The organism is Nocardioides sp. JCM 18999, assembly GCF_055391175.1.
Genome location: NZ_AP043887.1, coordinates 1,972,334 through 1,998,304, shown reverse-complemented (window position 1 = coordinate 1,998,304; position 25,971 = coordinate 1,972,334). Strand labels below are relative to the sequence as shown.

Genomic DNA, 25,971 nt, shown 5'->3' with positions numbered 1-25,971 from the left:
GATGGTGAGGCGCGGTCGACGACTCGGCGCGGTGCTCGGTGGGGTGGCACTCGTGCTGGCCCTGGCCGGGTGCGGCGGCGGGTCGGAGGCCGCGCCGAAGCCGACCGGGACCGCGTCGGCGGTCCCCGAGGTGCCGGCGGGCTATCCCACCGGCGCCCCGACGGGCCTGGACTACACCGAGCCGGGCAGCCTGCTCGAGCTCGGCCAGTCGGCCACCGTCGCCTGGCAGCCCGCTGGGGCGACCCAGGTCGGAGCACTCCGGCTGAGCGTCAACGCGATCGAGAGCACCAGCTTCGCGACCAGCTTCAAGGACTGGAAGGTGGCCGACGACATCGCCGGCTACGCGCCGTACTTCGTCCAGGTCTCGATCGCGAACGTCGGCCCGACCGACCTGGGGGGTCAGCCGATCCCGCTCTACGGCGAGACCACGGCCGACACGCTGCTCGAGCCCAGCCGGTTCGCGGCGACGTTCAAGCCGTGCACGCCGAGCGTCCTGCCCAAGCCGTTCGCCCAGGGCCAGGTCGTCCCCGCCTGCATGGTCTTCCTGGTCCCCAACGGCGGCCAGCTCAGCGGCGCGACGTTCCGTCCGTCGCCGGCGTTCGAGCCGATCGTGTGGCGCGGGCCGATCCAGACGATTGGGGCCGAGCCGTCGGCCTCGGCGACACTAGGACAGTGACTCTCACCGACCTCGCCCAGCCTGCACAGTCAGGGACGCCGAGCGCCCCGCTGCGCTTCGGCGCGCTCGAGGTCGCCACGCCGGTCGTCCTGGCCCCGATGGCCGGGGTCACCAACGCCGCCTACCGGGCCCTGTGCCTGGAGCAGTCCCGGGCCGTCGGCGCCGACGGTCTCTTCGTCTGCGAGATGATCACTTCGCGCGGCCTGGTCGAGGGCGACGAGCACACCCGCGACATGCTCAGCTTCGACCCGACCGAGACGGTCCGCTCGGTGCAGCTCTACGGCACCGACCCGGTCTACGTCGGGGGAGCGGTCAAGATCCTCTGCGAGGAGTACGGCGTCGCCCACGTCGACCTCAACTTCGGCTGCCCGGTCCCCAAGGTCACCCGCAAGGGTGGCGGCGGGGTGCTGCCCTGGAAGCGCAACCTGCTCGGCGCGATCCTCGAGCACGCCGTCCGCGCCGCGGAGCCGTACGGCGTCCCGGTGACGATGAAGACCCGCAAGGGCATCGACGACGACCACCTCACGTTCATGGACGCCGGCCGGATCGCCGCCGACGCCGGGGTCGCCGGGATCGCCCTGCACGGGCGCACGGTCGTGCAGGCCTACTCGGGCACCGCCGACTGGGACGCGATCGCCGAGCTCAAGGCGAGCACCAACATCCCGGTGCTCGGCAACGGCGACATCTGGGAGGCGAGTGACGCCCTGCGGATGGTCGCCGAGACCGGGGTCGACGGCGTCGTCATCGGCCGCGGCTGCCTCGGTCGTCCGTGGCTCTTCCGCGACCTCGCGCTGGCCTTCGCCGACCCCGAGTCCTGGGAGCGGTCGCTGCCCACGCTCGGCGAGGTCGCCGACATGATGCGTCGCCACGCGGAGCTGCTCAGCGTCCACATGGGCGAGGAGCGGGGCTGCAAGGAGTTCCGCAAGCACGTCGCCTGGTACCTCAAGGGATTCAGTGCCGGCGGAGAGATGCGCAAGCAGCTCGGGCTGGTCCGCACGCTCGCCGACCTCGACGTCCTGCTCGCCGATCTCAACCGCGACGAGGCCTTCCCGGTGGGCGAGCTGGGTGCCCCGCGAGGCCGCCAGGGAGCACCCCGCGAGCGGGTCGTGTGCCCCGACGGATGGCTCGACGACACCGACGGGCTCGGCCTCGAGATTTCGGAGGACCTGGTCTCCGGAGGTTAGGGTCGATGACCATGTCGGCCTCTCCTCGTCACGCAGCGCGTCACAGCGCGCCGCGTCGAGCGCGCTTCCGACCCGGTCAGCTGGCCCTCTCCGCGGCCGCCCTGCTCACCCTCGGCACCGTCGGTGCGGGTGTCGCGGTCGCCGGACCGAGCACCTTCGTCGCGGCCCCCGCGCCGAGCATCCAGCTGGAGAAGGCGGGCGCCAGTGCGTCCACCGAGGCCTCGGCCGCGGAGGTCGCCGGCGAGGCTGCCGTCGACACGGCGGCGCTGGCCGACCGACGCAAGGTCAAGCTCTCCCGGTCCGCGGGCCGACGTACCGCCGAGACCATGGCGGAGCAGACCCGCTGGACGACGACGGAGCTCAACCTGTGGGCCCGCGCTGGCGAGGATGCGAAGCAGATCGGTGAGGTCCCGGCCTCCTCGGCGGTCGTCCTGACCGGTGCCAAGCGGGCCGACCGGGTGCAGGTCATCGCCAACACCGAGACCGGTCGCACCGGCTGGGTCACCGCCGAGTACCTCTCGACCACGAAGCCGCCGCCGGGGATCTCGACCGCTCCGTGCGCCGACTCGAGCATCGAGCGGGGGCTCAAGCCGCAGACCGTGACGCTCTACCGCTCGGTGTGCCACGCCTTCCCCGAGGTCTCCGAGTACGCCGGCATGGCCGGTCGGGTCGAGCACAACACCGGCAACGCGATCGACGTGATGGTCTACGGCGACAAGGAGCTCGGCGACCGGATCGCCGCCTGGGCGCTGCAGCACGCCAGTGCCCTCGATCTCTACGACATCCTCTGGTACCAGCGGATCTGGACGCCGGTGCGGTCCTCCGAGGGCTGGCGCAAGTTCGCCGACCGTGGTGGCGCGACCGCGAACCATATGGACCACGTCCACCTCGGGACCAACTAGCACCCGGTCGGGGACTGGCTACGCTGTCCGGCGTGACCCAGGGCCCCTACACCGCGCACGATCGTGAACGCGTGGTGGACGAGCCGCCCAAGCGGGTCGACGCTCCGATCCGGACCGCCTTCGAGCGTGACCGGGCCCGGGTCGTGCACGCCGCCTCCTCGCGTCGTCTGGCCGCCAAGACCCAGGTGGTCGGGCCGCAGTCGGACGACTTCGTCCGCAACCGCCTCACCCACAGCCTCGAGGTCGCCCAGATCGCGCGCGACCTCTCCCGGGCCCTCGGTGAGGGTGGCTCCGACCTGGCCGACCTGACCGAGACCGCCGCGCTGGCCCACGACCTCGGCCACCCGCCGTTCGGGCACAACGGCGAGGACGTGCTGCACGAGCTGGCTGCCGGGATCGGTGGTTTCGAGGGCAACGCCCAGACGTTGCGGATCCTGACCCGGCTCGAGGCCAAGACCTTCGACGAGCACGGCTCGGTCGGGCTCAACCTGACCCGGGCGACCCTCGACGCCTGCACCAAGTACCCGTGGCCCGCCGGACCCGAGCGTCGCAAGTTCGGGGTCTACACCGACGACCTGCCGATCTTCACCTGGATGCGCGCGGGGGTCGCCGGGGAGGGACGCAGCATCGAGGCCCAGGTGATGGACCTCGCCGACGACGTCGCCTACTCGGTGCACGACGTCGAGGACGGGGTCGTGGCCGGCCGGATCGACCTGACCGACCTCGACGCCGAGGCGATCATCGCCGTCGCCCGGGAGTGGTACCTCCCGACAGCCCGCCCCGAGGACCTCGGTGAGGCGCTGGCGGGGCTGCGAGCCGTCGGCAGCTGGCCCCCGGCGTCGTACGACGGCTCACGACGTGCCCTGGCGGCCCTGAAGAACCTGACCAGCGACGTGATCGGCCGGTTCTGCGGCGCGGTGCAGGGCGCGACCCCGGCCGGCACGACGCTGATCCGTCACCGAGGCTCGCTGGTCCTGCCCGAGGCGACACTGCTGGAGATCGCGATGCTCAAGGCGATCGCCACCCACTACGTGATGCTGTCGGAGGGCCGGCAGCAGCTGCAGGCTCGTCAGCGCGACCTGCTGAGCGAGCTGGTCGAGGCTCTCACCGAGCGCGGACCCGACGCTCTCGACCGTGCCTTCGCCGACGACTGGAGCGCAGCCGGCGACGACGCCGGGCGGCGCCGCGTGGTGATCGACCAGGTCGCCTCCCTGACCGACGTGACGGCGGTGGACTGGCATACCCGCTTGGTCCGCTCCGGGAAGTAGAGTTCCCGCCATGGCCGGCCGGATCAGCGACAAGAGCATCGCTGAGGTCCGTGAGAAGGCGAAGATCGAGGACATCATCGGCGACTACGTGTCGCTGCGCCGCTCCGGGTCCAACCTCCAGGGCCTGTGCCCGTTCCACGACGAGAAGTCGCCGAGCTTCAACGTCAACCCGTCCCGCCAGACCTTCCACTGCTTCGGGTGTCAGGAGGGCGGCGACGTCATCTCCTTCATCCAGAAGATCGACGGGCTGAGCTTCACCGAGACCATCGAACGACTCGCCGACAAGTCAGGTGTCGCCCTCGTCCGGGAGGACGGCGGCGCGCCCCAGGAACGTCGCGGCCCCGGCCGCGGCGTGCTGGTCGAGGCGCACAAGGTCGCGCAGGAGTACTTCGCCGAGCAGCTGGTCACCCCGGACGCGGTCGCCGCGCGCCGGTTCCTCGCCGAGAAGGGGTTCGACCAGGAGGCCGCCGCCCAGTTCGGCGTCGGGTACGCCCCGCGCGACGGGAAGCTGCTGGCGCAGCACCTGCGTGGCCGTGGCTTCCGTGAGGAGGACCTCGTCGTCGCTGGGATCCTCGGACAGTGGGGCAAGTCCCGGTTCGAGGGCCGCGTGATCTGGCCGATCCGTGAGTCCAACGGGGACGTGATCGGCTTCGGCGCCCGGAAGCTGTTCGAGGACGACCGGATCTCGGGGAAGTACATCAACACCTCCGAGACGCCGATCTACAAGAAGAACCAGGTGCTCTACGGCATCGACCTGGCGCGCAAGGGTCTGCAGCTCACCCACCGCGCGGTCGTCGTCGAGGGCTACACCGACGTGATGGCCTGCCAGCTGGCTGGCGTGACGACCGCGATCGCCACCTGCGGCACGGCGTTCACCGCCGACCACGGCAAGGTGCTGCGCCGGCTGATGGGGGACTACGAGGGCGCCACCGGCGAGATCATCTTCACCTTCGACGGGGACGCGGCCGGACAGGCGGCGGCGATGAAGGTCTTCTCCGCCGACGCGGACTTCCACTCACCGACCTACGTGGCGGTCGCCCCGGACGGTCTGGACCCCAACGACCTGCGGATGAAGGAGGGCGACGAGGCGGTGCGGACGCTCGTCGACGCCCGGACGCCGCTGTACCAGTTCGTGCTGCGCAACGTCGTCACCCGCTACGACCTCGACCGGGCCGACGGCCGGGTGGACGCGCTCCGGGCCGGGGCGCAGCTCGTCTCCGCCGTGCGGGACCAGGCCAAGGTCGGCGAGTTCACCCGCGAGCTGGCCGGGCTGGTCGGGGTCGACATCGACAGTGCCCAGGGCGCCGTACGTCGGGCCGCGGGGGAGAAGCGCAGCAGCTCGGCGGCCGCGGACCGTGCCGCTCCGCCGGCGCCGCCGCGCCCCGCCGCCGTCCTGCCCGACGCCCGGGACCCGCGGTTCGCGCTGGAACGGGAGGCGCTCAAGGCCCTGATCCAGACGCCGGTCGTGATCGGCAGCCTGACCGCCAGCATCGGACCCGAGGACTTCACCCACCCGGCCTACCGCGCCGTGTGGAAGCTGATGGCCGACGCCGGGGGTGTCGTCGTCGGTTCCGGCGACCCGCAGTGGGCGACGACGCTCCGCTCGCGCTGCACCGACGAGCGTCTCCTGCCGCTGCTGTCCGCGCTGACCGTCGAGTCGATCACCACCAAGAGTGCCGACTCCGGGTACGTCCGGGAGATCGTCTCGCGACTGCGGGAGGCCACCGTCTCGCGCCGGATCGCCGACGCGCACTCGCGTCTCCAGCGCACCGACCCCTCGGACCTGGACGCGTATTTCAAGGCCGCGGGGGAGCTGTCCGCGTTGGAGCAGGAGCGCCGCGCGCTCCGCGACGACCTCGCCTCCTGATCCACGCCAGGGAGGCCCCCCGATTTCGGATGCGCCGACCGGACTTGCTACTGTTTCGCCCGCTGCAAAGCATTCCCCTGTAGCTCAATTGGCAGAGCATTCGACTGTTAATCGAAGGGTTGCTGGTTCGAGTCCAGCCGGGGGAGCAATAACGCAGGTCAGAGGCCCTCTCCGTTCGTCGGGAAGGGCCTCTGGTCTGTTCGGGCGGAAGTTCGCGTGGCTGATTTGGTGCGGGCTTGGTGACTCGACATCCCGCCGTGCGCCGGTCCCGGCTACTTGATGTGGCGTCATCGGACGGCCGAGCCGTCGGTGTGATGCCAAGGTGTACACGCAACGCACCCGTTTTCTGTGAGCCAGGTCAATGGCCAGGTGCTCCCGTGCCTCAACCCTCCCCCGAGGTGGGGGTTGGCGACTGCCGAAGTGATAGACGGTTGGCTACCGATGGCCTCAGTGCGACGGCCTGCGCCTACGATCTGCCTTCGTGAGTAACGTCCCTCTGGCTGGTGCTGCTGACGTCGCAGTGCCCCCGGGTGGTCCGGTTCTCGTAGCTCGGGGCCGCCTGGACGAGGTGTGGCGAGTTCTCCTGATGTGTCCCCTTGTCGCCGCAAGTCCTGGACTGTTTTTCGGTCCTGTGCTGCTGATCGGCGGGGGCGACGAACTGACTGCGTTTGAGGTCTTCGCCTTCGTGACAGCGATCTTCGTGTGTCTCCTGCCGATCGCCATCGCGTTCGTGATGGCCTGGGGCATTTGGCAAGGGAGTGTCCGGTATGTGGTGGACGGCACACACATCCTGGTCTTTCGGGGTCGACGCCTTGTTCGTGATGTCGATGCGACGGACTACACGACGATCCAGGTGTGTGGTCGCGCCACATGGCGCAATGTCATCTTCGCCATCTCGGTCTTGGGGTTCTGGACCGTGCCGCCGATGGTCCGGTGCTGGACGAAACGACCGGAGCAACTGGTCGGCCGGCTCAAGGAGCTTCCACACGTGATGTTGTGGGGCGCCGAGGCCGCGCAGAAGTTCCACGACGACCTCGCCGAAGCCCTCGCGAGAAACGGCGTGACGACCGAAGTCACGACTGATCGTTCGTTCTGAACTCCTAGTCAGGTCCCGTGGGTCTCCGTGTAACGGAGGCTCCTTCGTCAGTGCGGGCTTGGGCGATCGACTCGGTATCAAAAGGGGGATCCCTCGGGCAGGGCGTAGCGGGGAGCAGACGAGGCGGTGCGGGCGTCCGTTGAGGTCAATACTCAAGGCCGAGGAAAAGGCCGGCAGGCGCTCATGAAGGATGCCTTCGCGGGCACCTCTCTCGACTGGAGTCGGGGCGACGGTCAGGTCTGGACTGAGACGGACGCCCCGGCCGGTCTGGTCGACTTCCACCGTTCCCACCTGACGGTGACCATCGAGTGACGGGCGCTTCGTGCATCGTCGGCCGGAAACGATAGGTTTCCGGCGGAGTCACTCGCCGACGTGCGGGTGCCTCGGGGCGGTAGCTCAGTTGGTTAGAGCAGGGGACTCATAATCCCTGGGCCGTCGGTTCAAGTCCGACCCGCCCTACCCCGCAAACCCCCACCCGTCCCGTGGCGGTTGGGGGTTTTCTGCGCCCTGACTCGTATGTCGAGATCCCCACTAGCGCTGACCGTGCTCGGTCCGCCACCCTGGGGCGCTTTGCTATCCGATATATGATCTAGGAAAGGTGTTTCAAGATGGCTCGTTCGCCCCGCCTCCGTGTAGCTCTCGCTGCACTGTCCGTGTCCGTCAGTGCCCTCGCCGCGTCGGCCGTCGCGCCGCTCGCTGCGCAGGCTGATGATCCCGCTTCTCCGCTTCAGCCGGTCGCCGTGTCGACCTACCAGAGCAAGATCGTCAACGACGGCACCAACGTGTACTACCCGACCAACGTCAGCGGGAAGCTTCCCGTGGCGCTGCTGCTCCAGGGCGGGAAGGTGCACCGGCAGTACTACAGCCAGTACGCCGCCGCCGTGGCGTCGTACGGCTTCATCGTGGTCACCCCGAACCACAAGCGGCTCAACTTCTTCGACACCGACTACTACACCTCGACCAGCCAGGTCGGGGAGACGCTGTCCTGGATGGCGACGGAGAACGGCACCGCGTCCTCGCCACTCGCCGGCCACATCGACACCGCGACGATGGTGCTGCTCGGTCACTCGTTCGGTGGGGCCACCGGCCTCTCGATCGCGGAGAGCAAGTGCTCGATCCCGTTCTGCACGACCCTGACCTTCTCGCTGCCCGCAGCGGTCAAGGCGGGGTCGTTCTACGGCACCAACAACGCGATCCTGGGGCTCTACCCGGCGATCGACAACCGGATCCCGATCCAGCTGGTCCAGGGTCAGTCCGACGGCATGGCCGAGCCGGCCCAGGCGGAGAGCGCCTACGCGGCGATCCAGAACGGACGCAAGCAGATCGTCCGTCTCTCCGGTGCCAACCACTACGGCATCACCGACGTCCAGAGCCCCTCGGGCGCTGAGGCCGAGGTGAACACCCAGGCGCTCACCCAGGCGCAGAGCATCGAGGAGGCCGCACGCTGGGCCGCCCTGTGGCTGCGTGCTCAGCTCGGTGACGCCGCCGCGTCGACGTACGTGAACTCCACGGGCGACGCCGCCGACTCCCTGGTCACGGTCACCACCACGCCCTGACCCGGGAAACGGGCGGAGGTCGACAACGGCGTCGGCCTCCGCCTGACTCGTTCTACGAGAGCAACAGTCCGCTGACCACGGCGTGCAGGTGCGCGCGGAAGCGGGCCAGCATCTGCGGATCCGTGATCCGGGTCCGGGTGCCGTCGGCGGTGACGACGCCGCCACGGCTGAACGAGTGGCACGACCAGACGATCTCGTAGACCAGCAGGTCGACGTCGAGGTCGGGAGCCAGTCCGGCCCGGTCGAGCACGCCGCGCACGATCGTCCCGACCTCCGCCGCCAGCGGGCCGGCGAACTCCGCCTCCGCCTCCTCGGCGATCGCGCCGTCGGAGAGCCAGCGGCGCATCCAGAGCGCCGGCACCACGGGGTGCTCCAGACAGAAGTCCAGGTACGCGTCGACGAAACCGAGGAGAGCCGCCCGCGCCTCCTCGGTCGACGAACCGGCTGAGCCCAGCTCGATCAGCGCGCCGCTGACGACCTCGCGCTGGGCGAGATGGGCCTGGCGCATCACCTCGCGGTACAGGTCGGCCTTCCCGCCGACGTGGTACGCGACGGTCGCGATGTTGAGCCCGACGGCCTCGCCGATCGCGCGCGTGCTGGTGGCGTCGTACCCCTGCTCGGCGAAGAGCCGCATGGCGACCTCGACGATCCGATCGCGACTGGACGCGCCCTGCTCGGAGGTGACCGACATGCTCGGAGGCTAGTGCACGCCCGCTCCCTGATCAATCGAATGATGGGGATTGTGAATCCTCTCCATCATGCGATTGAATGAGACGTGGATCACAAGGGGAGGGATCGCATGAACGCAGCACACGGAGAGCACACGCAGGCGCGGACCGCTGCCGTCATCGGAGCCGGTGCAGCCGGCCTGGCGGCGGCGAAGGCACTGCTGGACGAGGGCGTCGAGGTGACTGTCTTCGAGAAGGGCGACCGCCCCGGCGGGCTCTGGCTGCAGGACAACTCCAGCGGCCTGGCCTCGGCCTACGGCAGCCTGCACCTCAACACCAGCAAGGGCCGGACCGAGTTCGCCGACTACCCGATGCCCGCCGACTGGCCGGACTACCCGGCCGCCGGGCTCGTGGCCGGCTACCTCGCCGACTACGCCGCCGAGTTCGGCGTCACCGAGCGGATCCGCTTCGGCACGACGGTCGCCCAGGTCGAGCGCGAGGGCGAGGAGTGGGTGATCACCCTCGACGACGGCACCACCGGACGGTACGACGCCGTCGTGGTGGCCAACGGGCACAACTGGGACCCGCGCTGGCCCTCGCCGACCTACCCCGGTGCCTTCGCCGGCACCCAGATGCACGCCCACGACTACCGCGACCCGGAGCTGTTCCGGGGCAAGCGGGTCATGGTCGTCGGGATGGGCAACTCCGCGATGGACATCGCCGTCGACGCCTCCCAGGTCTCGAACGGGCCGGTGCTGCTCTCGGCCCGTCACGGCGTCCACATCGTGCCGAAGTACCTCTTCGGTCGCCCCGCCGACGCCACCGGCGCGGCGCTCAAGGCGCTGCCGTGGCAGGTCCGCCAGCGGATCGCCCAGACGATGCTGAAGCTCGCCGTCGGCACCCCGGAGAGCTACGGTCTCCCGGCTCCGGCTGGTGGGCTGTTCCAGAACCACCCGACGATCAGCGACACGATCCTGCACCGCCTGACGCACGGCGAGGTGGTCGCCCGCCCGGGGATCGAGTACTTCGACGGCAGCGACGTGGTGTTCACCGACGGTCGCCGCGAGCGGGTCGACGTCCTGGTCTGGGCCACCGGTTACCGGGTCACGATCCCGTTCCTCTCCGAGCAGTGGCTGGGGGAGGACCCCGAGGCGATGGCGCTCTACCGACGCGTCTTCCACCTCGACGAGCCGACCCTCGCCTTCGTCGGACTGATGCAGTCCACCGGTGCCGCGCTGCCCGTCGTCGAGGCCCAGGGCAAGCTGGTCGCCGCCTACCTCGGCGGCCGGTACGCGCTGCCGACCGGCGAGCGCCAGCGCGCCGCGGTGGAGCGAGCCCACCGCGCGGCCCAAGCCCGGTGGGGTCAGAAGCGGCCCATGATGCGGATCGACTTCGACGACTACGTCGCCGACCTCCCGCGTGAGATCGCCGCGGGTGTCCGCCGCGCGGCGAGCGGCGCCCCGACCTACCACCCGAGCACCACCCCCAGCCTCAAGGAGACCTCCGCATGAGCCGCATGAAGTCCGCGACCGGACTCCGGGTCCTGATCACCGGAGCCTCGGGCACGATCGGAGCCGAGCTCGGCCGACGTCTGGTCGAGGCCGGAGCCGTCGTGGTCGGTCTGGACCGTGCCCCGACCGGGCGCGAGGCCTTCCCGGTGGTCAGCTGCGACATCACCGATGACGGCAGCGTCGAGTCCGGCGTCGCCGAGGCCCTCACCCGCCTGGGCGGCCGGCTCGACCTGCTGGTCAACAACGCCGGCGTCGGCGGACCCGCCCCGGCCGAGCTCTCCCCGTCCGACGAGGTCCGTCGACAGCTCGAGATCAACCTGCTGGGCACCTGGCGGGTGACCGCGGCGTGCGTGGAGGCCCTCGTCGCCGCCCGGGGACGGGTCGTCATGGTCTCCTCCCGGATGGCCGTCCTGCAGCTGCCCCTGGCCGCGGCCTACGGCGCCTCGAAGCGAGCGATGGTCGCGTACGCCGACGCGCTCCGGCTCGAGCTCGGCACCCACGTCGGCGTCACCTGCGTGTATCCCTCCGCGGTGCGGAGCCCGATCCACGACTCGACCAAGGCCGCCGGCCTCTCGCTGGAGGGGATGAGTACCTACGAGCCGCTCGACGGTGTCGTGGACGCGATCCTGCTCGCCGGGCTGGCCCGACGCCCCCGCCGCGACGTCACGACGACCCGCAAGGGCGCGATCGAGTTCTTCATGGCCCGCCACCTGCCGTGGCTCAGCGACCGGATCGTGGCCAAGACCCTGGCTGAGCGAGCTGCGGACGGCGCCTTCGACGGCGCCGACCTGGCCGCCGGCGTCCGTGAGCGTCACGGAGCCGGGCGATGAGCGAGTCGACCGCCGTGGAGCCTGGCATGGTGCCTGGCACGGAGACCCCCTCGGTCGACCACGGCCGTCCGGGCGCCGGCGTGCTGAGCGCGTTCGCCTCCGGGTCGATCGGCATGGGCGTGTGGGTCACGGTTCCGGGCCTGCTGCTGCTCTACTTCCTGACCGACATCCTGGCCGTGCCGGCGATGCTGGCCGGCCTGACCCTGCTGCTGCCCAAGGCGATCGACGTCGTCGTGCACCCGATCCTGGGCAATCGCTCGGACCGGGAGGCCCGTCGACTCGGGCACCGTCGCCGGATGATGCGCGGCGGGCTCCTCCTCGGTGCGGCCATGGTGGCGATGTTCGCCGTCCCGAGCGGCTGGACCGGGGCGGCCGCCGCTGCCTGGGTCGGCGGCTGGTTCGTGGTCGGCAACCTGCTCTTCGCGACCTTCCAGGTGCCGTACCTGACCACGCCCTCGGACCTCGAGATCGGCTACCACGAGCGCACCCGGGTCTTCATGTTCCGGATGCTGTTCCTCACGCTCGGCCTGCTGGGGGCCGGCGTCGCGGCACCCGCCATGGTGGCCAGCGAGGCCCGGGCCGACTACGTCCGGATGGCGGCGATCCTCGGCGTCGTGATGCTGGTCTCGGCCCTGATCGCGCTGCGCGGCGTACGTCGCCTGACCGAGGTCGCCGGGTTCCGGACCCCGCAGGTGGGGGAGCGCACCTCGACCCACGCCGACCTGCGCCTGGCGTGGAGCGACCGGGACTTCCGGATGCTGGTCCTCGCCTACCTGTTCACGGGGACGACGACCCACCTCTTCCTGGCCGGCGTCCCGTACTACGCCGACTACGTCTTCGACGACACCGCACTGACGGCGGTCTTCACCGGCGCGTTCCTCGCGCCGGCCGTGCTCGCCGGCCCGTGCTGGCTGGCCGTCTCGCGCCGGATCGGCAAGCAGCGCGGACTGGTGATCTGCCAGGCGATCTTCATCGCGGGCTCGCTCGCCCTGGTCGCGGGGAGCAGCGTCCCGGTCGCCGTCACCGTCGCGGTGATCACCGCGCTCGGGGTCGCCTTCTCGGGCCTGCAGCTCTTCGCCTTCTCGATGGTCCCCGACGCGGTCGCCTCGGCCGAGCGCCGCGGCGAGGCGCGGGCCGGTGCCTACACCGGGGTCTGGACCGCGACGGAGGCGACCGGCACCGCACTGGGTCCCTATCTCTACGCCGCCGTCCTCGCGGGAGTCGGGTTCGTCTCCAGCACCGGAGGCGATCAGGTCCACCAGACCGGGGCCGCGGTGGACGGGCTGACCCTCGGGTTCACCGTGCTGCCGGCCGTCCTGATGAGTGCTGCCCTGGCGATCCAGACGCGTTGCCGCCTCGGCCAGGAGTGATGCTCTCCCTGACCAGCACCTCGCCGCTGCTCCTGCTGGCGCTGGCGAGCATCGCCGTCGGCGCCTTCGCCCAGGCCTCGACCGGGATGGGCTTCTCGCTGGTTGCTGCACCCGCGCTGGTGGCGGCCCTCGGGCCCGCCGCCGGCGTCGGTGTGGTTCTCGCTCTCGCAGCCGTCGCCTCGCTGCTGCCCCTGGCCGCGGAGTGGCGGCACGTGCACGTCGGGTCCGTGGTCGGCCTGCTGCTGCCCACGCTGGCCTGGACCCCGGTGGTCGCGCTGGTCATCGGGCACCACCTGTGGGGGATCGGCGGCTCGGGCCTCGAGCTCGCCGCCGGCCTGGGCGTGATGACCGGGGTGGGGATGCTCGCGAGCGGGTGGCGTTCCCCGTGGCTGCGTCGCCCGGTCGGCCTGGTCGTGACGGGGATGGGCAGTGCCACGCTCAACGTGATCGGCGGCGTCGGTGGACCCCCGATCGGGATGTACGCCGCCAACACCGAATGGTCACCCCGCCGCTCCCGCGGCACCCTGGCCGCCTTCTTCCTCGCCCAGAACGTCGCGACCGCGCTCCTCCTCGGCGTGGTCTGGCCCGGCTGGAACGCCCTGGTCGCCCTGGCGATCGGATCGATCGCCGGGCTGGTCGCGGCCCGCCGGGTGGCCGCCGACCTGGCTCGCCGCGGTGTGCTGCTGATCTCGCTGCTCGGAGGCGTCGCCCTGGTCGCCGGAGCCGTGTGAGCCCGTGCACGCCCGGCGGGCGAGCGACCGTAGGCTGTCCTGCGTGTTGACCGACCAGACTCTCCTTGACGACCTCGAGTGGCGTGGACTCATCGCCGACTCGACCGACCGTGACGCCCTGCGCGACGCGCTCAACGGCGGGAGCGTCAAGTTCTACATCGGCTTCGACCCGACGGCGCCCAGCCTGCACATGGGCAACCTGCTCCAGATCGTGACCGCGATGCGACTCCAGCGCGGCGGCCACACGCCGTTCATGCTGGTCGGCGGAGCCACTGGGATGATCGGTGACCCGCGCGACTCCGGCGAGCGCACCTTGAACACGCTCGACACGGTCCAGCAGTGGGTCGCCAACGTCCGCCGCCAGATCGAGCCGTTCGTCTCCTTCGAGGGCGACAACGCCGCGACGATGGTGAACAACTACGACTGGACCGAGGGTCTGTCGACGATCGACTTCCTCCGCGACATCGGCAAGCACTTCCCGATCAGCCGGATGTTGGCCCGCGAGACCGTGAAGCGTCGCCTCGACTCGGCCGACGGCATCACCTACACCGAGTTCTCCTACGTGCTGCTCCAGTCGATGGACTACCTCCAGCTCTTCCGCGACCACGGAGTGACGCTGCAGTTCGGCGGCTCGGACCAGTGGGGGAACATCACCGGCGGCGTCGAGCTGATCCGTCGCGCGGCCGGGGGACACGCGCACGCCTTCACCACGCCGCTGATCACCAAGTCCGACGGCACCAAGTACGGCAAGACCGAGGGCGGTGCGCTCTGGCTCGACCCGACGATGATGTCGCCCTACGCCTTCCACCAGTTCTGGCTCAACGTCGAGGACGTGAAGGTCGGCGAGCTCCTGCGCGTCTTCACGTTCCTCTCCCACGAGGAGATCGAGGAGCTCGAGGCCACGACGGCGGAGAAGCCCTTCCTGCGGGCCGGACAGAAGGCACTCGCGGACCACATGACCACGCTCGTGCACGGTGCTGCCGAGACGGAGCAGGCCAAGGCCGCGGCAGCAGCGCTCTTCGGTGGCGGCGACTTCGACGTCTTGAGTACGGCGACGCTCGCCGCCGCCCTGCGCGAAGCCGGTGCTGTCCAGGTCGAGCGGGGCGAGGCGCTCCCGAGCGTCGTCGACCTCCTCGTCGACACCGGTCTGGCCGCCAGCCGTGGCGAGGCGCGACGCACGATCGGGGAGGGCGGCGCGTACGTCAACAACGTCCGTGTCGAGGACGCCGAGGCCGTCGTCGCCGAGGCCGACCTGATCGGCGGAGCGTGGCTCGTCCTGCGCCGCGGGAAGAAGAAGTTCGCGGGCGTCGAGGTCGTCTCCGCGCCCTGATCTGAGCGTGGATCGCCCCGATTTGTGCGATCCGGGGGATGTGTCTAATGTTCTCTGAGTCGCGAACGGAGCGGCGGGGAGCAAGACCCTCTCGGGTAGGGCTTCCGGCCCCGGGATCGGCCACCAACCACTCTTCGCTTAGGTGAAGTGTCGGTGGGTGTGGGTGGAAGGTTGCCGATTAGGTCGGAAACGGAAAGCCCGCTAAGTTTTACGACAAGCCCTGAAGGGGAGAAGCCGCAAGGTTTCGAGCCGCAGTGTGTGTGTGATTCTTGAGAACTCAACAGTGTGTTTGGATAGTCGACGAATTAGTTTGTAACCCGTCGACTGATGTCAGCTTTTGGCTGGTGTTGGTTGATGGATTTCTTTGACAATGATTCTGACAATTGGCATCACCGCCTTGGTGGTGGTGTTAGTCAGTGATCTCCTGTCGGGAAGATAATTTTTTGTAGTTTTCTACGGAGAGTTTGATCCTGGCTCAGGACGAACGCTGGCGGCGTGCTTAACACATGCAAGTCGAGCGGAAAGGCCCTTTCGGGGGTACTCGAGCGGCGAACGGGTGAGTAACACGTGAGTAATCTGCCCTGTACTCTGGGATAGCCTTGGGAAACTGAGATTAATACCGGATATGAAATCTGATCGCATGGTTGGGTTTGGAAAGTTTTTTCGGTACAGGATGTGCTCGCGGCCTATCAGCTTGTTGGTGAGGTAATGGCTCACCAAGGCTTCGACGGGTAGCCGGCCTGAGAGGGTGACCGGCCACACTGGGACTGAGACACGGCCCAGACTCCTACGGGAGGCAGCAGTGGGGAATATTGGACAATGGGCGGAAGCCTGATCCAGCAACGCCGCGTGAGGGATGACGGCCTTCGGGTTGTAAACCTCTTTCAGTGCAGACGAAGCGCAAGTGACGGTATGCACAGAAGAAGGACCGGCCAACTACGTGCCAGCAGCCGCGGTAATACGTAGGGTCCGAGCGTTGTCCGGAATTATTGGGCGTAAAGGGCTCGTAGGCGGTTTGTTGCGTCGGGAGTGAAAACCCAGGGCTTAACTCTGGGCTTGCTTTCGATACGGGCAGACTTGAGGTATTCAGGGGAGAACGGAATTCCTGGTGTAGCGGTGAAATGCGCAGATATCAGGAGGAACACCGGTGGCGAAGGCGGTTCTCTGGGAATTACCTGACGCTGAGGAGCGAAAGTGTGGGGAGCGAACAGGATTAGATACCCTGGTAGTCCACACCGTAAACGTTGGGCGCTAGGTGTGGGACACATTCCACGTGTTCCGTGCCGCAGCTAACGCATTAAGCGCCCCGCCTGGGGAGTACGGCCGCAAGGCTAAAACTCAAAGGAATTGACGGGGGCCCGCACAAGCGGCGGAGCATGCGGATTAATTCGATGCAACGCGAAGAACCTTACCTGGGTTTGACATATACGGGAAGCCTGCAGAGATGTGGGTCTCTTTGATACTCGTATACAGGTGGTGCATGGCTGTCGTCAGCTCGTGTCGTGAGATGTTGGGTTAAGTCCCGCAACGAGCGCAACCCTCGTCCTATGTTGCCAGCGGATAATGCCGGGGACTCATGGGAGACTGCCGGGGTCAACTCGGAGGAAGGTGGGGATGACGTCAAGTCATCATGCCCCTTATGTCCAGGGCTTCACGCATGCTACAATGGCCGGTACAAACCGTTGCGATCCCGTGAGGGGGAGCGAATCGGAAAAAGCCGGTCTCAGTTCGGATTGGGGTCTGCAACTCGACCCCATGAAGTCGGAGTCGCTAGTAATCGCAGATCAGCAACGCTGCGGTGAATACGTTCCCGGGCCTTGTACACACCGCCCGTCACGTCACGAAAGTCGGCAACACCCGAAGCCGGTGGCCTAACCCCTTGTGGGAGGGAGCCGTCGAAGGTGGGGTTGGCGATTGGGACGAAGTCGTAACAAGGTAGCCGTACCGGAAGGTGCGGCTGGATCACCTCCTTTCTAAGGAGCACACACACTCGCACCCGGCGAATGTTCGGGTGGAATCGTGGTGTTCACTAGTGGAATCGTCGATGAAAGAGCCAGCTCTGATCCGATCATGGTTAGTACAACCCGTAAGGGAGTGGAAAGCTCATTGAACGGGGTAGGGGTTGGTTGTCCAAGCACACTGTTGGGGTTCTGAGGAATCACGCCGCAAGCGTGTGACTCAGCTGCCCGATCGACGCGGATGCCGGTATTGCTGGTTGATGGTTGGTGTGGGTGTGTTGTTTGGTTGTTGGATAGTGGACGCGAGCATCTTGTAAGCAATTTTGAAATAGATGAGATCACAGTTAAGTGTCTTGTCTGGTCTTTTGTAGTTGAGTTTTGTTGATCTAATCAGCATTCAACGAGACGCATGTGCTGCTCACAGTGTGGGTGGTGGTTGTTGTTTTTGTTGAGTGTTTGTGCGACAAGCTATGAAGGGCACATGGTGGATGCCTTGGCATCAAGAGCCGATGAAGGACGTACGAGCCTGCGATAAGCCCTGGGGAGTTGGCAACGAAGCGTTGATCCGGGGGTGTCCGAATGGGGGAACCCACCACGAGTCATGTCGTGGTACCCGCGCCTGAATATATAGGGCGTGTGGAGGGAACGTGGGGAAGTGAAACATCTCAGTACCCACAGGAAGAGAAAACAAGAGTGATTCCGAGAGTAGTGGCGAGCGAAATCGGATGAGGCTAAACCGTATACGTGTGATACCCGGCAGGGGTTGCGTGTGCGGGGTCGTGGGACCTTTCGTGTAGATCTGCCGGTCTGCGAAACAGTAAGAAAACTCGAGTGAGGGCGAGGCAGTTGGAAAGCTGCACCGTAGTGGGTGATAGTCCCGTAGTCGTAAGTTCGAGTCTGTTGAGAGTGTTCCCAAGTAACACGCTACTCCTGGAATGGCGTGTGAATCTGGCAGGACCACCTGTTAAGCCTAAATACTCCTTGATGACCGATAGCGGACCAGTACCGTGAGGGAAAGGTGAAAAGTACCCCTGGCGGGGAGTGAAATAGTACCTGAAACCGTGTGCCTACAATCCGTTAGAGCCTGCCGTTTGGTTGGGTGATAGCGTGCCTTTTGAAGAATGAGCCTGCGAGTTAGCGGTGTGTGGCGAGGTTAACCCGTGTGGGGTAGCCGTAGCGAAAGCGAATCCGAATAGGGTGTTTTAGTCGCACGCTCTAGACCCGAAGCGGAGTGATCTATCCATGGGCAGGTTGAAGCGACGGTAAGACGTCGTGGAGGACCGAACCCACTTCAGTTGAAAATGGAGGGGATGACCTGTGGATAGGGGTGAAAGGCCAATCAAACTCCGTGATAGCTGGTTCTCCCCGAAATGCATTTAGGTGCAGCGTTGCGTGTTTCTTGCCGGAGGTAGAGCACTGGATAGCCGATGGGCCCTACCAGGTTACTGACGTTAGCCAAACTCCGAATGCCGGTAAGTGAGAGCGCAGCAGTGAGACAGTGGGGGATAAGCTCCATTGTCGAGAGGGAAACAGCCCAGATCATCAGCTAAGGTCCCTAAGCGATAACTAAGTGGAAAAGGATGTGGAGTCGCAGTGACAACCAGGAGGTTGGCTTGGAAGCAGCCACCCTTGAAAGAGTGCGTAATAGCTCACTGGTCAAGTGATTCCGCGCCGACAATGTAGCGGGGCTCAAGTTATCCACCGAAGCTATGGCATTCACATAAGACAGGCCGCCGGAAGGTTGGTCCAGTTGTGTGGATGGGTAGGGGAGCGTCGTGTGGCGAGTGAAGCGGCGGAGTGATCCAGCCGTGGATGCCACACGAGTGAGAATGCAGGCATGAGTAGCGAATGATATGTGAGAAACATATCCGCCGATTGATCAAGGGTTCCAGGGTCAAGCTAATCTGCCCTGGGTAAGTCGGGACCTAAGGCGAGGCCGACAGGCGTAGTCGATGGACAACGGGTTGATATTCCCGTACCGGCAAAATAGCGCCCATGCTGACCCCAGTGATGCTAAGTGCCCGAAACACCGCGACCAATCCTTCGGGAGCGGCGTGTGTGCGTAGCGCATGACCCGAGCTGGTAGTAGGCAAGCGATGGGGTGACGCAGGAAGGTAGTCGATCCACGGCGATGGTAGTCCGTGGCTAAGGTTGTAGGGCGTGTTGTAGGCAAATCCGCAACACTGTGTTTGATCACGAGCTTGAGATCTGATGGGGACCCGTATGGGGAAGTCGATGATCCTATGCTGTCGAGAAAAACCTCTAGCGAGCTATGCGCCGCCCGTACCCCAAACCGACTCAGGTGATCAGGTAGAGAATACCGAGGCGATCGAGTGAACCATGGTTAAGGAACTCGGCAAAATGCCCCCGTAACTTCGGGAGAAGGGGGGCCCGGATCGTGAACCCACTTGCTGGGGAAGCGTGAAGGGCCGCAGAGACCAGGCCCAAGCGACTGTTTACTAAAAACACAGGTCCGTGCTAAGTCGTAAGACGATGTATACGGACTGACTCCTGCCCGGTGCTGGAAGGTTAAGAGGACGGGTTAGATAGCAATATCGAAGCTCAGAATTTAAGCCCCAGTAAACGGCGGTGGTAACTATAACCATCCTAAGGTAGCGAAATTCCTTGTCGGGTAAGTTCCGACCTGCACGAATGGAGTAACGACTTGGGCGCTGTCTCAACCGTGGACTCGGCGAAATTGCACTACGAGTAAAGATGCTCGTTACGCGCGGCAGGACGGAAAGACCCCGGGACCTTTACTATAGTTTGGTATTGGTGTTTGGTTCGGTTTGTGTAGGATAGGTGGGAGACTGTGAAGTGCATGCGCCAGCATGTGTGGAGTCAACGTTGAAATACCACTCTGATCGAATTAGATATCTAACCTCGGACCGTGATCCGGTTCAGGGACAGTGCCTGATGGGTAGTTTAACTGGGGCGGTTGCCTCCTAAAATGTAACGGAGGCGCTCAAAGGTTCCCTCAGCCTGGTTGGCAATCAGGTGTTGAGTGTAAGTGCACAAGGGAGCTTGACTGTGAGACAGACATGTCGAGCAGGGACGAAAGTCGGAACTAGTGATCCGGCGTCGGCAAGTGGAAGCGACGTCGCTCAACGGATAAAAGGTACCCCGGGGATAACAGGCTGATCTTCCCCAAGAGTCCATATCGACGGGATGGTTTGGCACCTCGATGTCGGCTCGTCGCATCCTGGGGCTGGAGTAGGTCCCAAGGGTTGGGCTGTTCGCCCATTAAAGCGGCACGCGAGCTGGGTTTAGAACGTCGTGAGACAGTTCGGTCCCTATCCGCCGCGCGCGTAGGAAACTTGAGAGAGGCTGTCCCTAGTACGAGAGGACCGGGATGGACGAACCTCTGGTGTGCCAGTTGTACCGCCAGGTGCATGGCTGGTTGGCTACGTTCGGAAGTGATAACCGCTGAACGCATCTAAGCGGGAAGCACGTCTCAAGATGAGGTTTCCCACCCGTTATGGGTTAAGGCCCCCCACAGACCATGGGGTTGATAGGCCGGAGGTGTACAGCAGTAATGCCCAGCCGACCGGTACTAATAGGCCGAGGGCTTGTCACACAAGCACTCAACAAAACCAACAAACGCCAAAGACCCTCCCCACCACAATCGGGGAGAGTTGAAATTGCGTAGAGTTGCCCGCGTCCACTCAACAGCTAAACAACTGTGACTTCCCGACACGTCGATATCGACGATGTTGGGGCAAGAGTTACGGCGGTCATAGCGAAAGGGAAACACCCGGTCCCATCCCGAACCCGGAAGTTAAGCCTTTCAGCGCCGATGGTACTGCAACCGCGAGGTTGTGGGAGAGTAGGACACCGCCGGACAATATTTTCCAAGGGGGCCACCGCGAGGTGGCCCCCTTGATGATTTTCTGGAACTTCAAACACAACACAGGCGTGGGTAGGTTTGACCCCACGCGACTCATAGAGGAGACGAGAGATGGCTGACGAGCGTCGCAGCAGCGGATCGGGTCAGGGACGAAGCAGCGGTGGGAACCGCGGCGCGAGCGGCTCTGGCCGTTCCGGCAAGCCCGGCGACAAGAAGCCGTACGACCGCTCCGGCAAGCCCGGTGAGCGGTCCGGCAAGCCGGGCGAGAAGAAGCCGTACGAGAAGAAGCCGTACGACCGGACCGGTAAGCCGGGGGACAAGAAGCCGTACGAGAAGAAGCCGTACGACCGCTCCGGCAAGCCGGGCGAGCGGTCCGGTGAACGCTCCGGCAAGCCCGGCGAGCGTCCGTACAAGCCGCGTCGCGAGGACGACCGTCCTCCCCGGCGCGAGTACCGCGGCGCCGAGGAGCGCAGCGCGGACCAGAAGGCCTACGACGGGCCGGACCTGCCCGAGGACATCACCGGCAAGGAGCTCGATCGCGCCGTTGCCGCGCAGCTGAAGGGTCTCCCGGAGAAGCTCGCCAACCGCGTCGCGCGCCATCTCGCGGCTGCCGGCTACTTCATCGAGTCGAACCCGGAGCTCGCGTACCAGCACGCCAAGGCGGCCAAGAGTCGTGCCCAGCGCCTGGCGGTCGTGCGTGAAGCGCTCGGCGAGGCGGCCTACGCCGCTGGCCACTACAGCGAGGCCCTGGCCGAGCTGCGAGCGGCGAAGCGGATGAACGGTGCGCCCCACTACCTGCCGATCATGGCCGACTGCCACCGCGCTCTCGGTCAGCCCGAGCAGGCGATCAAGCTCGCCCACAGCCCGTCGGTGAAGAACTTCGTGCCCGAGGCGAAGGCCGAGATGACCATCGTCGAGGCGGGCGCGCGCCGTGACCTCGGTCAGCTCGACGCCGCGCTGCGAACCCTCGAGCAGGCCCCGTTGATGAGCAAGAGCCGTGCCGCCTGGGTCGTGCGTCTCCGCTACGCCTACGCGGACACTTTGGAGGCTGCCGGTCGTCCTACCGAGGCGCTGACGTGGTTCCACCGCACCTTCGCGATCGACGCCGACGAGCTCACCGACGCGGCCGACCGTGCCGCGAAGCTCGAGGCCACCCGCACCGAGGACTGATCCGTCCGACTCAGCGATCCACGCCGATCCGACTTGTTCGGCGTGGATCGCTGGAGTTGTGGCTCAACTTCGGCCACAATGGTCACATAAGTACACAGATGTGGTTCGGTCAGTTCGGTTGGTCTGAGTTCCACGGTGAGAACGCTGGGGAAGGCGACGCTCACGCCGGAACGAAGGAGAACCAGAAGTGACCAACTACACCACTGCGCCGTCCTCTCGTACCGCCACGAGGGGCGTCCTCTACGTGCACTCGGCGCCCTCCGCGCTGTGCCCGCACGTCGAGTGGGCTGCCGGCGGCGTGCTCGGCACGTCCGTCAGCCTTGACTGGATCCCCCAGCCCGCTCAGGCCGGCACCTACCGCGCCGAGCTGTCCTGGACCGGTCCGGTCGGCTCTGCGGCTGCTGTCGCCTCCGCGCTCAAGGGGTGGAGCCAGCTCCGCTTCGAGATCACCGAGGAGCCGACGTCCGGTTCCGAAGGCGTCCGCTTCTCCTACACGCCCGACCTGGGCGTCTACCACGCCGTCACCGGCCTGCACGGGGACATCATGATCCCCGAGGACCGGCTCAAGGCCGCCGTGGTGAAGTCGGCGCTGGGGGAGACCACGCTCGAGCTCGAGATCGACCGTCTGCTGGGCAAGCAGTGGGACGACGAGCTGGAGACCTTCCGCCACGCCGGCGAGGGTGCCCCGGTGCGCTGGTTGCACCAGGTCGTCTGAGGTCGCCCGACCTCAGTGCTTCTTCTTCGCCTTCTTCGCCTTCTTCTTTTTCTTCTTGTGCTTCACGGCCTTCTTCTTGGCCGGCGCAGGCGCGATCTTGAACTTCACCGGCGTGTAGTGGACCACGGTCTGCTTCACGCCGTTGTCGAGGTCGAGCTCTCCTGAGAGTGTGAACATCCCTGGCGCGTGCACGTTGGCCGAGCAGAGCTGGAACGTCGACGTCCCGCTGGTCGGATCACCCGGCTCACCTGAGGTGAAGAACTGGAACGCCTGGTTGGTGCCGCCGGCATCGGTGATCTGCACCTGCAGCAGCCAGTTGTACTCCGCCTCGTCGACCTCGATGCGGTAGGAGTAGCGGTAGAGCGCGCAGCCCTTCTTCAGCACCTGGGTCGGTGCGCTGACGGTGACCGGAGAGGTCGCCGAGTCAGCGGGGCCCACCGGGGACAGCCCGAGGAGGCCCAGCGACAGGACAGCAGCCAACGTGACGCGCTTCACACCGGTTCAACGTGAATGCCCCGCGGGAGTTACGCCGCGGGGCATTCGATCAGGCTTCGGTGCTCCTTAGAGCGGGATGTTCCCGTGGTGACCGCGGCGGATGCCGTCACGGTCCACGGCCGAGGCGAACGCCGCCCCGATCACCGACCGCGTGCGGTTCGGCTCGACGATCTCGTCGACCATGCCGAGCTCGACGGCGCGCTCGACGCCACCGGCGATCCGCTCGTGCTCGGCGGCCAGCTCGGCCTCGACAGCTGCGCGCTGGTCAGCGGGCACCTCGGCGAGCCGGCGACGGTGGATGACACGCACCGCGGCCACGGCGCCCATCACGGCCACCTCGGCGCCCGGCCAGGCGAGGACCTTGGTCGCGCCGATCGATGCCGCGTTCATCGCGATGTAGGCGCCGCCGTACGTCTTCCTGGTGACCAGGGTGACCCGCGGGACCGAGGCCTCGGCGAAGGCGTGCAGCAGCTTCGCCCCACGGCGGACGACGCCGTCCCACTCCTGGCCCACGCCGGGCAGGTATCCGGGCACGTCGACGAGCACGATCAGCGGGATGCCGAAGGCGTCGCAGAGCCGGACGAAGCGGGCCGACTTCTCGGCCGACAAGGAGTCGAGGCAGCCGCCGAGGCGGAGCGGGTTGTTGGCGATCACGCCGACGGTCCGACCGCCGAAACGGCCCAGGGTGGTGACGATGTTGGGAGCCCAGCGGGCGTGCAGCTCGAGCTCGCTGCCGGGGTCGAGCATGCCGGCGACGAGCGGGTGCACGTCGTAGGCGCGCTTTGGGTTCTCCGGGAGGAGGGAGCCGAGGTCGACGTCGTCGACGGCGTCCAGGGAGAGGCTGCGCTGGTCGGCCAGGAGGGTGGCGACCTCGCGGCCCTGGGCCAGGGCGTCGGCCTCCGTCTCGGCGACGAGGTGGACGACGCCGGAGCGACGGCCGTGCGGCTCGGGTCCGCCGAGGCGGAGCATGTCGACGTCTTCGCCGGTGACGGACCGGACCACGTCCGGACCGGTGACGAAGATGCGACCCTCGGGGCCGAGGATGACCACGTCGGTCAGCGCGGGACCGTAGGCCGCACCGCCGGCGGCAGGGCCGAGGACGATCGAGATCTGCGGGATGACGCCGGAGGCCTGCGTCATCACGCGGAAGATCCGGCCGACGGCGTGCAGCGAGAGCACGCCCTCGGCGAGGCGGGCCCCACCGGAGTGCCACAGGCCGATGATCGGGATGCGGTCGGTCAGCGCCCGGTGGTAGGCGTCGACGACGACCCGGCAGCCCAGGTCGCCCATGGCGCCGCCCATCACGGTCGGGTCGGAGCAGAAGGCGACCGAGCGGACACCGTTGACGGTGCCGAGGGCGGCGATCATGCCCGAGTCGTCGTTGGGGGAGAGCAGCTCGAGCGATCCCTCGTCGAACAGCGCGGTGAGGCGCTGGACCGGGTGGCGCGGGTCCTCCAGACGGGAGGGCTTTTCAGCAGTCAGAGTCATCAGGAGACCGTTCCGAAGGCGACCGCGACGTTGGAACCGCCGAAGCCGAAGGAGTTGTTCAGGGCAGCGATGTCGCCGAGCGGGAGCTCGCGCGGCTTGGTCGCGATGTCGAGCTCGACGGCGGGGTCGAGGTTGTCCAGATTGATCGTCGGCGGCGAGATCCGGTTCTTCAGCGCCAGCACGGTCGCCACGGCTTCCAGCGCGCCGGCCCCACCGAGCAGGTGACCGGTCATCGACTTGGTGCTGGTCACCACGACGCGGTCGACGTGCGATCCGAGGGTGGCGTGCAGCATCAGGCCCTCCGCGATGTCGCCCAGCGGGGTCGACGTCGCGTGCGCGTTGACGTGGGCGACGTCGGAGGCGGAGATACCGCCCTCCGCCATCGCGAGCCGGATGGCCCGCGAACCGCCGCGGCCCTCCGGGTCGGGCTGAGCGATGTCGTGGGAGTCGTTCGAGATCCCAGTGCCGAGCACCTCGGCGTAGATCGTGGCGCCGCGGGCCTGGGCGTGCTCGAGCCGCTCGAGGACCAGCGCACCGGCACCCTCCCCCATCACGAAGCCGTCGCGGGCCGAGTCCCAGGGACGGCTGACCGCGGTCGGGTCGCCACCCTCCTCGGAGCCGGTCTTGGACAGCGCCATCATGTTGGCGAAGGCAGCGATCGTCAGCGGGTGGATGGCCGCCTCGGTGCCGCCGGCGACCATCACGTCGGCGCGGCCCAGACGGATCTGGTCGGCGGCGATCGCGATCGCCTCGTTGCCCGACGCACAGGCCGAGACCGGCGCGTGCACGCTGGCCCGGGCGACCAGGCGGAGTCCGATGGTCGCCGCCGGCGCGTTGGCCATCAGCATCGGGACGGCGACCGGGGAGATCCGGCGCGGGCCCTTCTCCAGCATCACAGCGTGGTTGTCGAGCAGCGTGTTGACGCCGCCGATGCCCGAGGCCATCGCGACCCCGACCCGCTCGGGCTCGAGACCGATCTCGGTCGTCGGACCGGCGAAGCCGGCATCGGCCCAGGCCTGGTCCGCCGCGATCACGGCGAACTGCGTGGACCGGTCCATCCGACGGGCCTGGACGCGGTCGAGCACCTCGCTGGGCTCGACCGCGATCCGACCGGCGATCTGGACCGGCAGTCCGGCGGCGTACTCGGGGTCGAGCCGGCGGATGCCAGACGTGCCTGCGAGGAGGCCCTCCCAGGTGGACGAGACATCACCGGCGACGGGGTTGGTGGTCCCCAGACCGGTGACGACGACGCGGACGCGATCCATTTCGTTGCTCCTGCTGTGTGTGGTGCCGGGTGGTGCTGGTGTGG

Annotated in this window: 19 protein-coding genes, 2 tRNA genes and 3 rRNA genes; 20 read left to right on the top strand and 4 right to left on the bottom strand. The window is 66.9% G+C overall.

Annotated elements, in window-relative coordinates; genetic code table 11:
• Position 1 precedes the first annotated feature (1 nt).
• The 10 genes from ACZ5J1_RS09670 to ACZ5J1_RS09625 all read left to right on the top strand — a co-directional run bounded on the left by ACZ5J1_RS09670 (position 2) and on the right by ACZ5J1_RS09625 (position 8,549).
• Complete coding sequence (locus ACZ5J1_RS09670) at positions 2–676, top strand: hypothetical protein (protein WP_464558162.1); 675 nt, start codon at positions 2–4, stop codon at positions 674–676.
• Between the two features lie 98 nt (positions 677–774).
• Positions 775–1,860: a tRNA dihydrouridine synthase DusB gene (dusB, locus tag ACZ5J1_RS09665; protein ID WP_464564760.1), complete on the top strand. Its 1,086-nt coding sequence runs from the start codon at positions 775–777 to the stop codon at positions 1,858–1,860.
• Positions 1,861–1,871: 11 nt separating this feature from the next.
• Positions 1,872–2,762, top strand: coding sequence for an SH3 domain-containing protein (locus tag ACZ5J1_RS09660; RefSeq protein ID WP_464558160.1), 891 nt, complete (start codon positions 1,872–1,874; stop codon positions 2,760–2,762).
• A 32-nt stretch (positions 2,763–2,794) separates the two neighbouring features.
• On the top strand, positions 2,795–4,030 hold the full coding sequence (locus tag ACZ5J1_RS09655; protein ID WP_464558158.1) for a deoxyguanosinetriphosphate triphosphohydrolase: 1,236 nt from the start codon (positions 2,795–2,797) through the stop codon (positions 4,028–4,030).
• 10 nt (positions 4,031–4,040) lie between these two features.
• Positions 4,041–5,897, top strand: coding sequence for a DNA primase (dnaG, locus tag ACZ5J1_RS09650; protein ID WP_464558156.1), 1,857 nt, complete (start codon positions 4,041–4,043; stop codon positions 5,895–5,897).
• 73 nt (positions 5,898–5,970) lie between these two features.
• A tRNA-Asn gene (locus tag ACZ5J1_RS09645) sits at positions 5,971–6,043 on the top strand.
• Positions 6,044–6,528: 485 nt separating this feature from the next.
• Complete coding sequence (locus ACZ5J1_RS09640) at positions 6,529–6,993, top strand: hypothetical protein (RefSeq protein WP_464558154.1); 465 nt, start codon at positions 6,529–6,531, stop codon at positions 6,991–6,993.
• Between the two features lie 183 nt (positions 6,994–7,176).
• Positions 7,177–7,305: a hypothetical protein gene (locus tag ACZ5J1_RS09635; RefSeq protein ID WP_464558152.1), complete on the top strand. Its 129-nt coding sequence runs from the start codon at positions 7,177–7,179 to the stop codon at positions 7,303–7,305.
• Between the two features lie 73 nt (positions 7,306–7,378).
• Positions 7,379–7,452, top strand: a tRNA-Ile gene (locus ACZ5J1_RS09630).
• Positions 7,453–7,646: 194 nt separating this feature from the next.
• Complete coding sequence (locus tag ACZ5J1_RS09625) at positions 7,647–8,549, top strand: alpha/beta hydrolase family protein (RefSeq protein WP_464558150.1); 903 nt, start codon at positions 7,647–7,649, stop codon at positions 8,547–8,549.
• A gap of 52 nt (positions 8,550–8,601) precedes the next feature.
• Here ACZ5J1_RS09625 and ACZ5J1_RS09620 read toward each other — a convergent pair whose 3' ends face one another.
• Complete coding sequence (locus ACZ5J1_RS09620; protein WP_464558148.1) at positions 8,602–9,240, bottom strand: TetR/AcrR family transcriptional regulator; 639 nt, start codon at positions 9,238–9,240, stop codon at positions 8,602–8,604.
• A 108-nt stretch (positions 9,241–9,348) separates the two neighbouring features.
• Between ACZ5J1_RS09620 and ACZ5J1_RS09615 the strand changes: the two genes are divergently transcribed.
• The 10 genes from ACZ5J1_RS09615 to ACZ5J1_RS09570 all read left to right on the top strand — a co-directional run bounded on the left by ACZ5J1_RS09615 (position 9,349) and on the right by ACZ5J1_RS09570 (position 22,679).
• On the top strand, positions 9,349–10,728 hold the full coding sequence (locus ACZ5J1_RS09615; protein WP_464558146.1) for a flavin-containing monooxygenase: 1,380 nt from the start codon (positions 9,349–9,351) through the stop codon (positions 10,726–10,728).
• The gene (locus ACZ5J1_RS09610) at positions 10,725–11,558 is read left to right on the top strand and encodes an SDR family NAD(P)-dependent oxidoreductase (RefSeq protein WP_464558144.1); all 834 of its coding nucleotides are present in this window, start codon (positions 10,725–10,727) and stop codon (positions 11,556–11,558) included. The genes ACZ5J1_RS09615 and ACZ5J1_RS09610 overlap by 4 nt, the downstream gene beginning before the upstream one ends.
• Positions 11,555–12,928, top strand: coding sequence for an MFS transporter (locus ACZ5J1_RS09605; RefSeq protein WP_464558142.1), 1,374 nt, complete (start codon positions 11,555–11,557; stop codon positions 12,926–12,928). Before ACZ5J1_RS09610 ends, ACZ5J1_RS09605 begins: the two co-directional genes overlap by 4 nt.
• Entirely contained in the window at positions 12,928–13,659 is a 732-nt protein-coding gene (locus ACZ5J1_RS09600) for a TSUP family transporter (protein WP_464558140.1), read from the top strand. The genes ACZ5J1_RS09605 and ACZ5J1_RS09600 overlap by 1 nt, the downstream gene beginning before the upstream one ends.
• Before the next feature lie 43 nt (positions 13,660–13,702).
• Complete coding sequence (gene tyrS, locus ACZ5J1_RS09595; RefSeq protein WP_464558138.1) at positions 13,703–14,989, top strand: tyrosine--tRNA ligase; 1,287 nt, start codon at positions 13,703–13,705, stop codon at positions 14,987–14,989.
• A gap of 452 nt (positions 14,990–15,441) precedes the next feature.
• Positions 15,442–16,962 (top strand): 16S ribosomal RNA (locus ACZ5J1_RS09590).
• Between the two features lie 446 nt (positions 16,963–17,408).
• Positions 17,409–20,524 (top strand): 23S ribosomal RNA (locus ACZ5J1_RS09585).
• Between the two features lie 149 nt (positions 20,525–20,673).
• A 5S ribosomal RNA gene (gene rrf / locus ACZ5J1_RS09580) occupies positions 20,674–20,790 on the top strand.
• Together the 16S, 23S and 5S rRNA genes form the textbook arrangement of a ribosomal RNA operon.
• Before the next feature lie 115 nt (positions 20,791–20,905).
• Positions 20,906–21,964 (top strand): tetratricopeptide repeat protein, encoded by a 1,059-nt coding sequence (locus ACZ5J1_RS09575; protein ID WP_464558136.1) that lies wholly within the window; start codon positions 20,906–20,908, stop codon positions 21,962–21,964.
• 187 nt (positions 21,965–22,151) lie between these two features.
• Entirely contained in the window at positions 22,152–22,679 is a 528-nt protein-coding gene (locus tag ACZ5J1_RS09570) for a DUF3145 domain-containing protein (protein WP_464558134.1), read from the top strand.
• A gap of 12 nt (positions 22,680–22,691) precedes the next feature.
• On the opposite strand, the gene ACZ5J1_RS09565 is transcribed toward ACZ5J1_RS09570, so the two are convergent.
• The 3 genes from ACZ5J1_RS09565 to ACZ5J1_RS09555 form a co-directional block, all read right to left on the bottom strand.
• Complete coding sequence (locus ACZ5J1_RS09565; protein WP_464558132.1) at positions 22,692–23,174, bottom strand: hypothetical protein; 483 nt, start codon at positions 23,172–23,174, stop codon at positions 22,692–22,694.
• 66 nt (positions 23,175–23,240) lie between these two features.
• Complete coding sequence (locus ACZ5J1_RS09560) at positions 23,241–24,662, bottom strand: acyl-CoA carboxylase subunit beta (protein ID WP_464558130.1); 1,422 nt, start codon at positions 24,660–24,662, stop codon at positions 23,241–23,243.
• The gene (locus ACZ5J1_RS09555) at positions 24,662–25,927 is read right to left on the bottom strand and encodes a beta-ketoacyl-[acyl-carrier-protein] synthase family protein (protein WP_464558128.1); all 1,266 of its coding nucleotides are present in this window, start codon (positions 25,925–25,927) and stop codon (positions 24,662–24,664) included. The genes ACZ5J1_RS09560 and ACZ5J1_RS09555 overlap by 1 nt, the downstream gene beginning before the upstream one ends.
• Between the last annotated feature and the right edge of the window lie 44 nt (positions 25,928–25,971).